We start from the raw sequence: 14,461 nt of genomic DNA, 5'->3' as shown, positions 1-14,461 counted from the left end.
AACTTCTTCGGCAACCCGGCATTGAACTGACCCCGGCCTTTCGGCGCGACGCGTACTGATCACCGCATACAAACGATTTTCGGTAATATTGATGGGACCCACAGGATGATTGCGCCCCACGGACCATCGTACTTCACCATTTAGCCGGACCGATTCGAGCAGCCAAACCTAACACTTCTGCTAGCTAGACAACCGCCCTTCCCCCTGAACATGATGTCGCTATCTATATTCCCCACAGAGCAAAGCCCATGTCTTACACAACTGAAACCTTGCTCTGCGGCTATCATTACGACCCACTGGACCGACTGGCCGATTGCACACCCTCGTCTCAGGACCGCACCCAGCGCTTCTACCTGAAAGAGCGCCTGACCAGCGAAATCCAAGGCTCGGTACAACGCTCGATTTTCCAACAGGACGACCAACTCCTGGCGCAACAACAACGCCAGGACGATGCCGTCGAAACCACCTTGCTCGCCACCGATCAGCAACGCTCGGTGCTGCGCGCGCTCGATGCCACGCAGCCTCACCCCCTCGCCTATACGCCCTACGGCCACCGTGCCCCGGAAAACGGCTTACTCAGCCTGCTCGGCTTCAACGGCGAACGGCCGGACCCGGTGACGGGGCATTATTTGCTGGGTAATGGGTATCGGGCGTTCAATCCGGTGTTGATGCGGTTTAACAGCCCGGACAGTTTGAGTCCGTTTGGGAAGGGTGGGTTGAATGCGTATTCGTATTGCGTGGGGGATCCGATTAACCGACAGGATCCGACGGGGCATTTTTCATTCTTCCGGTGGCTTCGACGGTTAATGCCTAAAGCGGCGCGTTCAACATCAACACAAGCAACCCCTAAATATAATATTAACCTCAGCAGCGCCAAGGCTACTCCAACCACTAAGAATGGAGCAAAGGTTTTAGCAAATACTAAATCCAACTTTCTTGCAGCCGAAATAAAACAATTAAATACGAGCTACTTGGCGAAGGGGAATGAACCAAGAAAAATTATTACCGAAGCGTCTGACATCATGTCGGGCCGTATAGGTATTGAGCAAAAATTCGTTCTAAATGACCAAGGGCAAATGGCAACAGCCATTTCTGGAGATAAAGGAACGCCCATGTATATTTCTCATCCGTCAATAGCAGAAATTCTGGATAGCAAAAAAGTAATTAGCGCTGGCACACTAATGACCGGCAGCATGGGTGAGATGGTGATATATAACAGGTCTGGGCATTACCGGCCATTGTTTGAAGATCTCACTCCGGCAATTGATCACATACGAAAACTAGGCCTTGCACCTGTACCTCTGCCGTTTAATTGATTCCCTGCGAGATGAAATATTTGTCGAAAACTTAAGATAGCATACTGTTTTTTACAACAATCACACAATTAAAGGCGGTATCCTGTCGCCTTTTTATCACCTTGCCTTCAGCTTTACGCCGCAGAACAACTTATGCGGACAATCACAAACTTCTTAGGCACACCCGCATCAAACTCGCCATCCCCCTTCGGCGCGTCGTCCAGGCTGTTCACCCGTACACCAACGATGTCAGCAACGGCCCCACATGATCTCCTGAATCAGTACTTCATCATTGGGGCGTGGCCGACTTGGGCAGCCAAACCTAACACTTCTGCTAGCTAGACAACCGCCCTTCCCCCTGAACATGATAGTGCTATCTGTATTGTCCACAGAGCAAAGCCCATGTCCTCCCCAGATGAAACCTTGCTCTGCCGCTACCAATACGACCCACTGGATCGCCTGGCCGACTGCACCCCCTCGGCCCAGGCCCGCACCCAGCGGTTCTACCTGAAGGAGCGCCTGACCAGCGAGATCCAAGGCTCGGTACAACGCTCGATTTTCCAGCAGGGCGATCAACTCCTGGCGCAACAAGAGCGCCAGGACGGCGGTATCGAAACCACCTTGCTCGCCACCGATCAGCAACGCTCGGTGCTGCACGCGCTCGATGCCACGCAGCCTCATCCCCTCGCCTATACGCCCTACGGCCACCGTGCCCCGGAAAACGGCTTACTCAGCCTGCTCGGCTTCAACGGCGAACGGCCGGACCCGGTGACGGGGCATTATTTGTTGGGTAACGGGTATCGGGCGTTCAATCCGGTGTTGATGCGGTTTAACAGCCCGGACAGTTTGAGTCCGTTTGGGGAGGGTGGGTTGAATGCCTATATGTATTGCGTAGGGGATCCGGTCAATCGACAGGACCCGACAGGCCACCTTTCGTTTTTCCCGAAAGGGTTTAATCCTATTAAAGGCCTTAGAAATCTGTTGGGCCTAAGAAAAGCCTCACCCCGCAAAGCTGATACACCCTTGGCTACCGGAAAAAAATACTTGGTGGGGTTCCACGGCACCTCGGAAGACAGCGCGCAAAGCCTGCTCAAAAGCGGGGTTAAGGAAGGATATGAAGGGACTAACAGCAGACTGGAAGACTTGGTGCTTGGTGAAGGGTTTTACATCGCTAAAGATCCTGAGGTCGCAGGAAATTACGCTCGCGCGCTGCTTGGAAAAAACAATCGATCAATCGTACTGAAGGTATACGTAACCGACATGCCTTCAAAAGTTCCCGACGTCGATTACTATCGAGGTGAGGGTAAAAGCGAAGGAATAAAATCTTTTCGCCCCCATGTCTACGGAGACATTTCATTCCAACACCATAGTTCTTTCAGGCGCAAAGGGCCGATTGACCAAATTCAGGAAATTCGCCAATAAAGAAATTTCGCCTCTCAGGTATGCATGAGAAAAAATTATTAAAAAAGGGCGACATCACTGTCGCCCTTTCCCCGTCTTGCCCTTTACCGCTTACGCCGCACTGAACAACTTATGCGGATCAATCACAAACTTCTTCGGCACGCCCGCATCAAACTCGCCATAACCCTTCGGCGCATCATCCAGGCTGATCACCTGTACGCCAACGATTTCAGCAATGTTGATGCGGTCCCACATGATCGCCTGCATCAGTTGGCGGTTGTACTTCATCACCGGGGTCTGGCCGGTGTGGAAGCTGTGGGATTTGGCCCAGCCCAGGCCGAAGCGGATGCTCAGGCTGCCCATCTTGGCCGCTGCATCGACGGCGCCCGGGTCTTCGGTGACGTAGAGACCGGGGATGCCGATCTTGCCGGCGACGCGGACCACGCCCATCAACGAGTTGAGCACGGTGGCCGGGGCTTCGTGCTTGACGCCGTCATGACCGTGGCCGCGGGCTTCAAAGCCAACGGCGTCGACCGCGCAATCGACCTCAGGCTCGCCCAACAGCGCGGCGATCTGTTCGTGCAGCGGGGTGTCCTGGGACAGGTCGGCAATTTCGAAACCCTGGGCCTTGGCGTGGGCCAGGCGAACCGGGTTGACGTCGCCAATGATCACGACTGCCGCGCCCAGCAAGCGAGCGGAAGCAGCAGCGGCCAGGCCAACCGGGCCGGCACCGGCGATGTAGACGGTGCTGCCAGGGCCAACGCCGGCGGTGACGGCGCCGTGGTAGCCGGTGGGCAGGATGTCGGACAGGCAGGTCAGGTCACGGATTTTTTCCATGGCCTTGTCGCGGTCCGGCAGTTTCAACAGGTTGAAGTCGGCGTACGGCACCAACACATATTCGGCTTGGCCGCCGGTCCAGTCGCCCATGTCGACGTAACCGTAGGCACCGCCGGCACGGGCCGGGTTGACGGTCAGGCAGACGCCCGTGTGCATTTCCTTGCAGGAACGGCAGCGCCCGCAAGCCACGTTGAACGGTACCGAGACCAGGTCGCCGATTTTCAGGTTCTCGACGTCGCTGCCCTTCTCGATCACTTCACCGGTGATTTCGTGCCCCAGGACCAGGCCGGTCTGGGCGGTGGTGCGGCCGCGCACCATGTGTTGGTCGGAGCCGCAGATGTTGGTGGAGACTACGCGCAGGATGACACCGTGCTCGATCTTCCTGCCGCGCGGGTCCTGCATTTTTGGATAGTCGATTTTCTGTACTTCGACCTTGCCGTTGCCGAGATACACGACACCACGATTACCGGACATGCTTTCACCTCGCTGTTGTTTTTATGAAACTGCGCCGCCCAGGCAGGCAGCGCGTTGATTGCTCGGGTTAGTGCTTGTGTCTTTGTTTCTTTGTTTCTTTGTTGTCTGTGAGGGCCTCATCGCGAGCAAGCTCGCTCCCACAAAGATTTTTGGTGTAACTAATATTTGTATACCGGCACAGATCCTGTGGGAGCGAGCTTGCTCGCGATGACGGACTAGAGAACGACCGTACGATTGGCGTTCAGGAACACCCTTCGCTCAATGTGATACCCCACCGCCCGGGCCAAGGTCAGCCCTTCGATATCCCGGCCCTTGGCGATCAGGTCTTCGGGATAGTGGCTGTGGTCCACCACCTCCACGCCCTGGGCGATGATCGGCCCTTCGTCCAGGTCGTTGTTGATGTAGTGCGCCGTGGCGCCTACCAGCTTCACCCCCTTGTTGTAGGCCTGGTGATACGGCTTGGCGCCCTTGAAGCCCGGCAGCAGCGAGTGATGGATGTTGATCGCCTTGCCGTCGAGCTTGCGGCACAGCTCCGGAGACAGCACTTGCATGTAGCGGGCAAGGATCACCAGTTCGGCGCCGGTGTCTTCGATCACTTGCCACACCTGCCGCTCCTGGGCCGGCTTGTCGTTCGGGTCCAGGGGGAAATGGTAGTAGGGAATCTGGTGCCAGTCGGCCAGCGGCTTGAGGTCGGGGTGGTTCGAGACCACAGCCACCACGTCCATGGACAACTGGCCGATGCGCTGGCGGTAGAGCAAATCGTTGAGGCAATGATCGGCCTTGGAGACCATGATCACCACTTTGGGCCGGTAGTTGGGTGGCGTGAGTTCGAAGACCATGCCGAAGGCTTGCGCGCGCTCGGCCAGGCCGGCACGGAAGTTCTGCTCGTCAAAACCGTCGGGCTGGCGAAACTCCACGCGAATGAAGAAACGCGCCGAGAGCCGGTCGTCGAAGGAGTGGTGCTCGGTGACGTAGCAGCCCTGCTCGAACAGAAAGCGGGTCACCGCATCCACCGTGCCGAGTACGCTGGGGCAGTCGGCGGTCAGGATCCATGTGTCTGGGGCGCGGCTCATTGCGGTGACTCCTGTTCGAATTTAACGAAGCGACACAAAACCCGTGGCGAGGGAGCTTGCTCCCGCTCGGTTGCGTAGGAGCTATGTAGGAGCTACGTAGGAGCTGTCGAGTGAAACGAGGCTGCGATCTTTCCAAGGACACTTGAATCCCAAGCGAAAGATCAAAAGATCGCAGCCTCCGGCAGCTCCTACAGAGCCCAGCGGGAGCAAGCTCCCTCGCCACAAGAGCCGTGTCGGCTTTAGTCCTTATGCCTGCACGTTCAAGCCATACTCAGCCGCGGCATCCTGCAACCACAGCCACCAGTAATCCGAGAAGCTGCGGCGGATCACCAGTTCCCAGGTGTCTTCAGCCGTGTGACGGATCACCAGTTGCGACTTGGCGAACACCGTGCCCACCGCCTTGCCTACCGGAAAGTTGTTTGGGTGAACATCGTAGCTGGTGGACTTCATCAGCACGTCGCGCACGTTCGGGCCGGACAGTTCGAGGATCTGCTGGCCGCCGCTGACGTTGACGATCTGGATATGCAGGTCGCCCAGGGCTTCGCGCAGCTTCTGCTCGGCGGCGAACTCTTCGCCGGTGGGCACCACCAGCAGCCATTCGTCCGGGCCGAGCCATTGCAGACTGGTCTCGCCCTTGACGACGACGCTCAGGGCGCCCGGCAATTCCAGGCCCAGGGCCTTGTGCACGCCGGCGGCGAAGGCCGGGTCATGGCCATCGCCACGAAGGGTCAGGTGGCCGAGGAGTTTTTTCTCGCGCACGGTCACGCCGGCGTTCTTGCGGCCCTTGCCCACCAGGCTGGCGAGGTCGGCATGGTGCAGCGACGACTCGGCCTTGGCCCCGGTGGTTGGGCGTTGTGGGTACACGTTGACTGCGGTCATATGGAGCACCTGTCTGAATGCTGTTGAGTCAAACCCTTGCGGTGGCCGTCAGGCCGTCATCGCGAGCAAGCTCGCTCCCACAAGGGTTACACGATCAACTGTGGGAGCGAGCTTGCTCGCGATGAAGCCGACGCGGTATCGCCGGTCTCCCACAGGACCTCAAGCCACTAGATATTCTGCCGATCCCCCTTCGGATCGAAGAACACCGAAGAAACAATCTCTGCCTCGATCACGCTGCCGTCGGCCAATGGCGCGAACACTCGCTCGCCCAGGCGCTTCAAGCCGCCCTTGACCACGCCCATCGCAAACGAATAACCCAGGGAGTTATGCGCATAGCTGGAGGTCACGTGGCCGACCATCGACATCGGAATCGCCTGCTTCGGGTTGAACACCAGTTGCGCGCCTTCCGGCAGCCAGACATTCGGGTCGATCGGCTTGAGGCCCACCAGTTGCTTGCGGTCTTCACGCACGCAATCTTCACGGTTCATGCCACGCCAGCCTATCCACGAGAACGGCTTGGTCCGGCCAACGCACCAGCCCATGTTCAGGTCGTCCGGGGTCATCGAGCCGTCCGTGTCCTGGCCGACGATGATGAAGCCCTTCTCGGCCCGCAATACGTGCATGGTCTCGGTGCCGTACGGGGTCAGGTTGTACTTCTTGCCGGCCTCGACGATCTGTTCGAGCACGCCCATGGCGTAGTCGGCCTGCACGTTGATTTCGTACGACAGTTCACCGGTGAACGAGATCCGGAACACCCGGGCCGGGACGCCGCCCACCAGGCCTTCCTTCCAGGTCATGAACGGGAAAGCGTCCTTGTCCAGGTCGATGTCGGTGACGTCGCCGAGCAGCTTGCGGCTGTTGGGCCCCGACAGGGTCATGGTCGCCCAGTGGTCGGTGACCGAAGTGAAGTACACCTTCAGGTCCGGCCATTCGGTCTGGTGATAGATCTCCAGCCATTGCAGCACGCGCGCCGCGCCGCCGGTGGTGGTGGTCATCAGGAAGTGGTTGTCCGCCAGACAGGCCGTTACGCCGTCGTCGAAGACCATGCCGTCTTCCTTGCACATCAGGCCGTAGCGGGCCTTGCCCACGTCGAGCTTGGTCCAGGCGTTGGTGTAGACGCGGTTGAGGAACTCGCGGGCATCCGGGCCCTGGATGTCGATCTTGCCCAGGGTCGAAGCGTCCAGCAGGCCGACGCTGTCACGCACGGCCTGGCATTCGCGCTTGACCGCGGCATGCATGTCTTCGCCGTTCCTCGGGAAGTACCAAGGGCGCTTCCACTGGCCGACGTCTTCGAACTCGGCACCGTTCTTCACATGCCAGGCATGCAGCGCGGTGAAACGCACCGGCTCGAAGATGTGCCCACAATGCCGGCCCGCCACCGCGCCGAACGTCACCGGCGTGTAGTTCGGACGGAACATGGTGGTGCCCATCTGCGGGATGCTCACGTTCAGCGAACGGGCCGCGATGGCCAGGCCGTTGACGTTGCCCAGCTTGCCCTGGTCGGTGCCGAAGCCCAGTGCGGTGTAGCGCTTGACGTGTTCCACCGACTCGAAGCCTTCGCGGGTGGCGAGTTCGATGGCGGCGGCGGTGACGTCGTTTTGCAGGTCGACGAATTGCTTCGGCGCCCGGGCGGTGGCTTTTTCGTGGGGCACCTGGAACAGCGCCAGGGTCGGTTCTTCGTGACGGCTCAGCGCTTTGGGCAACACGCCCTCGACGGCCTTGAAGCCGGCTTCGCTCGCCGCACGCACGCCGCCTTCGAAACCGTCGGCCAAGCTATCGCCGAGGCCATAGACGCCGTTGATACCGCCGACGCAGACACGTTTTTGCGGGGCTTCGCCCGGTACGAAACCGAGGATGTCTTCACGCCAGATCGGCTTGCCACCCAGGTGCGAAGCCAGGTGGACCACCGGGCTGTAGCCGCCGGAGCTGGCCACCAGGTCGCAGTCCAGCCATTCGCCGGGGCTGGTGACTTTGTGGGCACGGACGTCGATCGCGGCAACCCGTGCCCCGGTGACGCGCTTGCTGCCCCGGGCCTCGATCACGGCACTGCCGGTGAGGATGCGAATGCCCTTGGCGCGGGCTTCTTCCACCAGCGCCCCCCGTGGGTTGCTGCGGGCGTCGGCCACGGCCACCACTTGCAGGCCGGCGTCGAACCAGTCCAGGGCCACGCGATAGGCGTGGTCATTGTTGGTGCTCAGGACCAGTTTCTTGCCCGGGGCCACGCCGTAGCGGCGGATGTAGGTGGAAACCGCGCCAGCCAGCATGTTGCCCGGCACGTCGTTGTTGCCATAGACCAATGGGCGCTCGCAGGCACCAGTCGCCAGGACCACGCGCTTGGCGCGAACGCGGTTGATGCGCTGGCGGACCTGGCCGATCGGTGCACGGTCGCCGAGGTGATCGGTGAGGCGCTCGTGGATGGTCAGGAAGTTATGGTCGTGATAACCGTTCACCGTGGCGCGAGACAGCAACACCACTTCGGGCATCGAGCGCAGTTCAGCCACCGCGGCAGCGACCCATTCGGTCGCCGGCTTGCCGTCCAGGCTCTCGCGGGAGTCGAGCAGGCTGCCGCCGAACTCTTCCTGCTCATCGGCCAGGATCACGCGGGCACCGCTACGGCCAGCCGCCAACGCGGCAGCCAGGCCAGCAGGGCCGGCGCCGACGATCAGCACGTCGCAGTGACGGTTCATGTAGTCGTAGGTGTCCGGATCGTTCTCGGTCGGCGAGCGACCCAGGCCCGCGGCCTTGCGAATGTACTTCTCGTAGGTCATCCAGAACGATTGCGGGTACATGAAGGTTTTGTAGTAGAAGCCCGGCGGCATCAGCTTGCCGCCGACCTTGCCGAGAATCCCCATCATGTCGTTGTTCACGTTCGGCCAGCCGTTGGTGCTGGTGGCGACCAAACCTTGATACAGCGCCTGTTGCGTGGCGCGCACGTTCGGGATCTGCGTGGCTTCGGTGGCACCGATCTGCAGCACCGCGTTCGGCTCTTCGGCGCCGGCGGCGAAGATGCCGCGCGGACGGGAATACTTGAAGCTGCGGCCGATGATGTCGACCCCGTTGGCCAGCAGCGCGGCGGCCAGGGAGTCGCCTTCGAAGCCTTTGTAGGCCTGGCCGTTGAAGGTGAATGTCAGCACTTTGTTGCGGTCGATCCGTCCGCCGTTGGACAGGCGATTGATCTGGCTCATACCTTCTCTCCCAGAGCCTGTGCAGCCGCTTTCGGACTGTCAGCCTTGTCGGTGAACTGCGGCTTTTCGCCGATCTTGTAGGTTTCGAGAATCTCGTAGGTCAGGGTGTCACGGGTCGCGTTGAAATACTGGCGGCAACCGGCGACGTGATCCCACAGTTCATGGTGCAAGCCACGTGGGTTGTCGCGGAAGAACATGTAGTCGCCCCACTGCTCGTCGGTGCAGGCGTTCGGATCCAGTGGACGCGGAATGTGCGCCTGGCCGGATGCATGGAATTCCTCTTCGGAGCGCAGTTCGCCGCAGTGAGGACAGAAGATATGCAACATGGGGATTTCTCCTGTTAGTGGGCAACCGCAGCAGCGCCGTGTTCATCGATCAACGCACCGTTGTGGAAACGGTCGATGGAGAAAGGTGCGGCCAATGGGTGCATTTCGCCCTTGGCCAGGCTCGCGGCAAACACGTTGCCCGAGCCAGGTGTCGCCTTGAAGCCGCCGGTGCCCCAACCGCAGTTGAAGAACATGTTCGGCACCGGGGTCTTGGAGATGATCGGGCAAGCGTCCGGCGTGGTGTCGACGATGCCGCCCCACTGGCGGTTCATGCGCACGCGGGACAACACCGGGAACATCTCGACGATGGCCTGGACCGTGTGTTCGATCACCGGGTACGAGCCACGCTGGCCGTAGCCGTTGTAGCCGTCGATGCCGGCACCGATCACCAGGTCGCCCTTGTCGGACTGGCTGATATAGCCGTGCACGGCGTTGGACATGATCACGCTGTCGATGATCGGCTTGATCGGCTCCGACACCAGCGCTTGCAGCGGGTGGGATTCGATCGGCAGGCGGAAGCCGGCGAGCTTGGCCATGTGCCCGGAGTTACCGGCCGTCACCACGCCGACGCGCTTGGCGCCGATGAAGCCCTTGTTGGTTTCCACGCCGATGCACACGCCGTTTTCCTTGCGGAAACCGATCACTTCGGTCTGCTGGATCAGGTCCACGCCCAAGGCATCCGCCGCCCGGGCAAAGCCCCAGGCCACGGCGTCGTGACGGGCCACGCCGCCGCGGCGCTGGACGGTGGCGCCCATCACCGGGTAGCGGGTGTTCTTCGAGCAATCCAGGTACGGGATCTCGTCGGCCACTTGCTTGGCGTTGAGCAGCTCGCCGTCCACGCCGTTCAGGCGGTTGGCGCTGACGCGGCGCTCGGAATCACGGATGTCCTGCAGGGTGTGGCACAGGTTGTAGACGCCACGCTGGGAGAACATCACGTTGTAGTTCAAGTCCTGGGACAAGCCTTCCCAGAGTTTCATCGCGTGTTCGTACAGGTGGGCCGATTCGTCCCACAGGTAGTTGGAGCGCACGATGGTGGTGTTGCGCGCGGTGTTGCCGCCGCCCAACCAGCCCTTCTCGACCACGGCCACGTTGGTGATGCCGTGTTCCTTGGCCAGGTAGTAGGCGGTCGCGAGGCCATGCCCGCCACCGCCGACGATGACCACGTCGTAGACCTTTTTCGGGGTCGGCGTGCGCCACATCCGCTGCCAGTTTTCATGATGGCTGAGTGAGTGTTTGAAGAGGCCGAAGCCCGAATAGCGTTGCATAGTCATTTACTCCAAAACCGACTCAGCGATAAACCGGGAAGTCCGCGCACAGGGCCGCCACTTGCTGTGCGACATTGGCCTCGACATCGGCATCGCCGAGGTTGTCGAGAATGTCGCAGATCCAGCCGGCCAGCGTGACGCACTGGGTCACCTTGAAGCCACGGGTGGTCACCGCCGGGGTGCCGATGCGCAGGCCCGAGGTCACGAACGGCGACTGCGGGTCGTTCGGCACGGCGTTCTTGTTGACGGTGATGTGGGCACGGCCCAGGGCGGCGTCGGCGTCCTTGCCGGTCAGGCCCTGGCGAATCAGGCTGACCAGGAACAGGTGGTTGTCGGTGCCGCCGGACACTACATCGTAGCCGCGCTTGATGAACACGCCAGCCATGGCCTGGGCGTTGTCGATCACTTGTTGCTGGTAAGCCTTGAAGCCAGGCTCCGCCGCTTCCTTGAAGCACACCGCCTTGCCGGCGATGACGTGCATCAGCGGGCCGCCCTGGGCGCCGGGGAATACCGCGGCGTTGAGCTTCTTCTCGATCTCTTCGTTGGACTTGGCCAGGATCAGGCCGCCACGTGGACCGCGCAGGGTCTTGTGGGTGGTGGTGGTGACCACGTCGGCATACGGCAGCGGGTTCGGGTACAGGCCGGCGGCAACCAGGCCAGCGACGTGGGCCATGTCGACGAACAGCAGCGCACCGACCTTGTCGGCGATCTGGCGGAAGCGTGGGAAATCCAGGGTCTTGGAGTAAGCGGAGAAACCGGCAACGATCATCTTCGGCTTGTGCTCGACCGCCAGGCGCTCGACTTCGTCGTAGTCGATCAGGCCGGTGGTGGTGTCGATGCCGTATTGCACCGCGTTATAGAGTTTGCCCGAGGACGACACTTTGGCACCGTGGGTCAGGTGACCGCCGTGGGCCAGGCTCATGCCCAGGATGGTGTCGCCAGCCTGCAGGAGGGCCAGGTACACGGCGCTGTTGGCCGACGAACCGGAGTGCGGCTGGACGTTGGCGTAATCGGCGCCGAACAACTGCTTGGCGCGCTCGATGGCCAGGGCCTCGACCTTGTCGACGTGCTCGCAGCCACCGTAGTAGCGCTTGCCCGGATAGCCTTCGGCGTATTTGTTGGTCAAGCCACTGCCCTGGGCCTGCATCACACGCTTGCTGGTGTAGTTCTCCGACGCGATCAGTTCGATGTGATCTTCCTGGCGTTGCTCCTCGGCATTCATCGCCGCCAGCAGTGCATCATCGTAGCCTTGGATTTGGTCTTGCTTGCTGAACATCGCGTCTCTCCCAGCGGCGGCGGTGCGCCTTTCGTCTCGGTGAGGCACGGACCGTTTCGGTCGTGCCCTTTGGATGCGATGGTATGGCCGGCGCAGGCAGGTCAAATGCCTATGGACGCCACGCAAAGGTGCGTTTACGACATGCGCTCAAATGGAATGGAGCACCGGCCCTGTGGCGAGGGAGCTTGCTCCCGCTGGGCTGTGTGGGAACTGCGTAGGAGCTATGTAGGAGCTATGTAGGAGCTGCCGAGTGAAACGAGGCTGCGATCTTTCCCCAGACACTTGAGTCTCAAGCGAAAGATCAAAAGATCAAAAGATCAAAAGATCAAAAGATCGCAGCCCAGCGGGAGCAAGCTCCCTCGCTACAACGGCTATGCGGCGATCTGGCGAACCGCGAGCAACAGCAAAAAGTGCGCGGGATACAGCGCATAGGCCCAGCGCCGCATGGGCACTGGATGAAAACGACCCGCCTGTCGCAAAAGCACCAGCCCCAGCCATGGCGCGACCAGGCAAGCCACCAGCCCCCACAACGCCACCGCATCCCCCAGCCACGCCGCGCCGTACAACACCCGCCATTGGTTGGCCGCGACACAGACCAGTCCCGGCAACAAGGCCAGGTACAACGAACGCCTGAATACCAGCAACATCACCAACGGCAGCAGCACGCCGAAGAAACCGAACATCAGCCTCGACGAAAACAGTGCCGCCAGGAGCAATGCCGTCGCAGCCAGGCATCGCGCCGCCAGGGTCGGGCCCTGCCAACCGCGTGCCACCAACAACCCGAGAACCAGTGTCGGCATCACGTTCAGCGTCATGGGGTCGGGAATGAACAAGCGATAAGGCATTTCGCTGACGGCACTGAACAGCAACAGCCAACCCAAGTAACGCCACGGAGCCGTGCCGGCATTGCTACGCGCCAGGTTCGCCGCCATCGCCAGGCAAAACCACGGAAACGCCAGCCGCCCCGGCACGTATAGCCAATCGACGGAAAAACCGACATATCGCAGATGATCGAGAATCATCGACAACAGTGCCAACCATTTGAGCAAGTCCAGGGCGCCATCACGTCGACTCATGATCATGTCGACTCAATGACTCGGTCTTTTTCTGACAGAAACATCCGGTGTGTTCCCCCGCTAATCTTGGGTAAAGTGCGCACCAGTATCGATCACGGCGTTGTGGACCCAAGCACGCCGAACCATGGAACCCCTCATCCGGGGCATTCCGCCAGGGATCTCTTACCCAGGACTCTCTATTCAAGGAGCAAGGCCATGACCGACAAGAGCCAACAATTCGCCAGCGACAACTATTCCGGTATTTGCCCCGAAGCCTGGGCCGCCATGGAAGAAGCCAACCAGGGCCACCAGCGCGCCTACGGTGATGACGATTGGACCCACCGCGCGGCAGATGGCTTTCGGGAGCTATTCGAAACCGACTGCGAAGTGTTCTTTGCGTTCAACGGCACGGCTGCCAATTCCCTGGCCCTTTCGTCGCTGTGCCAGAGTTATCACAGCGTGATCTGCTCGGAAACCGCCCACGTCGAAACCGACGAATGCGGCGCACCGGAATTCTTCTCCAACGGTTCCAAGCTGCTGGTGGCGCGCACCGAGAATGGCAAGCTGACCCCCGAGTCGATCCGCGAGGTCGCCCTCAAGCGCCAGGACATCCACTACCCCAAGCCGCGCGTCGTGACCCTGACCCAGGCCACGGAAGTCGGCAGTGTCTACACGCCGGATGAAATCCGCGCCATCAGCGCCACCTGCAAGGAGCTTGGCCTGAACCTGCACATGGACGGCGCGCGGTTTTCCAACGCCTGCGCCTTCCTTGGCTGCACCCCGGCCGACCTGACCTGGAAAGCCGGCGTCGACGTGCTGTGCTTCGGCGGCACTAAAAACGGCATGGCGGTGGGTGAAGCCATCCTGTTCTTCAACCACGACCTGGCCGAAGACTTCGACTACCGCTGCAAGCAGGCCGGACAACTGGCTTCGAAAATGCGCTTCCTCTCCGCGCCGTGGGTCGGCTTGCTGCAAGACGACGCGTGGCTCAAGCACGCCCGCCACGCCAACCGCTGCGCGCAATTGCTGGCAGAACTGGTCAGTGACATCGACGGCGTGGAACTGATGTTCCCGGTCCAGGCCAACGGCGTGTTCCTGCAACTCTCGGAACCGGCCATCGCCGCACTGACGGCCAAGGGCTGGCGTTTCTACACTTTCATCGGCAAGGGCGGCGCACGCTTCATGTGCTCGTGGGATACCGAGGAAGCACGGGTGCGGGAATTGGCAGCGGATATTCGGGAAGTGATGAGCGCCTGAAACAACGACCGGCCTGTCGTAGGAGCTGCCGAGCGCAGCGAGGCTGCGATCTTTCCAAGCCAGATTGAGTCTGAAGCGAAAGATCAAAAGATCAAAAGATCAAAAGATCGCAGCCTCGCTTTGCTCGGCAGCTCCTAC

At 60.6% G+C, this 14,461-nt stretch carries 11 protein-coding genes and 1 pseudogene; 3 read left to right on the top strand and 9 right to left on the bottom strand.

The window, feature by feature from the left end:
* The first annotated feature begins 248 nt into the window (after nucleotides 1–248).
* Nucleotides 249–1,316, top strand: coding sequence for an RHS repeat-associated core domain-containing protein (locus M8Q45_RS27375; RefSeq protein WP_249877149.1), 1,068 nt, complete (start codon nucleotides 249–251; stop codon nucleotides 1,314–1,316).
* A gap of 96 nt (nucleotides 1,317–1,412) precedes the next feature.
* Here M8Q45_RS27375 and M8Q45_RS28710 read toward each other — a convergent pair.
* A pseudogene (locus M8Q45_RS28710) lies at nucleotides 1,413–1,552 on the bottom strand (hypothetical protein); the annotation flags it as partial.
* A gap of 145 nt (nucleotides 1,553–1,697) precedes the next feature.
* On the opposite strand from M8Q45_RS28710, the gene M8Q45_RS27370 reads away from it, so the two are divergent.
* Complete coding sequence (locus M8Q45_RS27370) at nucleotides 1,698–2,717, top strand: RHS repeat-associated core domain-containing protein (protein WP_249877148.1); 1,020 nt, start codon at nucleotides 1,698–1,700, stop codon at nucleotides 2,715–2,717.
* A 90-nt stretch (nucleotides 2,718–2,807) separates the two neighbouring features.
* Here the strand turns inward: M8Q45_RS27370 and fdhA are convergent, their stop codons facing one another.
* The 8 genes from fdhA to M8Q45_RS27330 form a co-directional block, all read right to left on the bottom strand.
* Nucleotides 2,808–4,007 (bottom strand): formaldehyde dehydrogenase, glutathione-independent, encoded by a 1,200-nt coding sequence (gene fdhA / locus M8Q45_RS27365; protein WP_039590652.1) that lies wholly within the window; start codon nucleotides 4,005–4,007, stop codon nucleotides 2,808–2,810.
* Nucleotides 4,008–4,222: 215 nt separating this feature from the next.
* Complete coding sequence (gene purU, locus M8Q45_RS27360) at nucleotides 4,223–5,080, bottom strand: formyltetrahydrofolate deformylase (RefSeq protein ID WP_039590651.1); 858 nt, start codon at nucleotides 5,078–5,080, stop codon at nucleotides 4,223–4,225.
* 246 nt (nucleotides 5,081–5,326) lie between these two features.
* Nucleotides 5,327–5,959: a sarcosine oxidase subunit gamma gene (locus M8Q45_RS27355; RefSeq protein WP_249877147.1), complete on the bottom strand. Its 633-nt coding sequence runs from the start codon at nucleotides 5,957–5,959 to the stop codon at nucleotides 5,327–5,329.
* A 167-nt stretch (nucleotides 5,960–6,126) separates the two neighbouring features.
* Entirely contained in the window at nucleotides 6,127–9,144 is a 3,018-nt protein-coding gene (locus tag M8Q45_RS27350; RefSeq protein ID WP_249877146.1) for a sarcosine oxidase subunit alpha, read from the bottom strand.
* On the bottom strand, nucleotides 9,141–9,470 hold the full coding sequence (locus tag M8Q45_RS27345; RefSeq protein ID WP_249877145.1) for a sarcosine oxidase subunit delta: 330 nt from the start codon (nucleotides 9,468–9,470) through the stop codon (nucleotides 9,141–9,143). The genes M8Q45_RS27350 and M8Q45_RS27345 overlap by 4 nt, the downstream gene beginning before the upstream one ends.
* 14 nt (nucleotides 9,471–9,484) lie before the next feature.
* On the bottom strand, nucleotides 9,485–10,735 hold the full coding sequence (locus tag M8Q45_RS27340; RefSeq protein ID WP_003177603.1) for a sarcosine oxidase subunit beta: 1,251 nt from the start codon (nucleotides 10,733–10,735) through the stop codon (nucleotides 9,485–9,487).
* Between the two features lie 22 nt (nucleotides 10,736–10,757).
* Nucleotides 10,758–12,011 (bottom strand): serine hydroxymethyltransferase, encoded by a 1,254-nt coding sequence (gene glyA / locus M8Q45_RS27335; RefSeq protein ID WP_249877144.1) that lies wholly within the window; start codon nucleotides 12,009–12,011, stop codon nucleotides 10,758–10,760.
* 371 nt (nucleotides 12,012–12,382) lie between these two features.
* Nucleotides 12,383–13,093, bottom strand: coding sequence for a TraX family protein (locus M8Q45_RS27330; protein WP_249877143.1), 711 nt, complete (start codon nucleotides 13,091–13,093; stop codon nucleotides 12,383–12,385).
* A gap of 189 nt (nucleotides 13,094–13,282) precedes the next feature.
* On the opposite strand from M8Q45_RS27330, the gene M8Q45_RS27325 reads away from it, so the two are divergent.
* Entirely contained in the window at nucleotides 13,283–14,323 is a 1,041-nt protein-coding gene (locus M8Q45_RS27325) for a threonine aldolase family protein (protein ID WP_249877142.1), read from the top strand.
* Nucleotides 14,324–14,461: the final 138 nt, after the last annotated feature.

Origin of the sequence: Pseudomonas sp. T1.Ur (assembly GCF_023516725.1) — a bacterium.
In the GTDB taxonomy this organism is placed as follows: Bacteria; Pseudomonadota; Gammaproteobacteria; order Pseudomonadales; family Pseudomonadaceae; genus Aquipseudomonas; species Aquipseudomonas alvandae.
This window is presented reverse-complemented; position numbering and strand designations above follow the sequence as displayed.

Excerpts from the sequence above, each read along its gene's own strand:
- M8Q45_RS27375 (WP_249877149.1), top strand. The coding sequence starts at position 249 with ATGTCTTACACAACTGAAACCTTGCTCTGCGGCTATCATTACGACCCA.
- M8Q45_RS27345 (WP_249877145.1), bottom strand. The coding sequence starts at position 9,470 with ATGTTGCATATCTTCTGTCCTCACTGCGGCGAACTGCGCTCCGAAGAG.
- M8Q45_RS27325 (WP_249877142.1), top strand. The coding sequence starts at position 13,283 with ATGACCGACAAGAGCCAACAATTCGCCAGCGACAACTATTCCGGTATT.
- M8Q45_RS27350 (WP_249877146.1), bottom strand. The coding sequence starts at position 9,144 with ATGAGCCAGATCAATCGCCTGTCCAACGGCGGACGGATCGACCGCAAC.
- M8Q45_RS27355 (WP_249877147.1), bottom strand. The coding sequence starts at position 5,959 with ATGACCGCAGTCAACGTGTACCCACAACGCCCAACCACCGGGGCCAAG.
- M8Q45_RS27330 (WP_249877143.1), bottom strand. The coding sequence starts at position 13,093 with ATGATCATGAGTCGACGTGATGGCGCCCTGGACTTGCTCAAATGGTTG.
- purU (WP_039590651.1), bottom strand. The coding sequence starts at position 5,080 with ATGAGCCGCGCCCCAGACACATGGATCCTGACCGCCGACTGCCCCAGC.
- M8Q45_RS27340 (WP_003177603.1), bottom strand. The coding sequence starts at position 10,735 with ATGCAACGCTATTCGGGCTTCGGCCTCTTCAAACACTCACTCAGCCAT.
- M8Q45_RS27370 (WP_249877148.1), top strand. The coding sequence starts at position 1,698 with ATGTCCTCCCCAGATGAAACCTTGCTCTGCCGCTACCAATACGACCCA.
- glyA (WP_249877144.1), bottom strand. The coding sequence starts at position 12,011 with ATGTTCAGCAAGCAAGACCAAATCCAAGGCTACGATGATGCACTGCTG.
- fdhA (WP_039590652.1), bottom strand. The coding sequence starts at position 4,007 with ATGTCCGGTAATCGTGGTGTCGTGTATCTCGGCAACGGCAAGGTCGAA.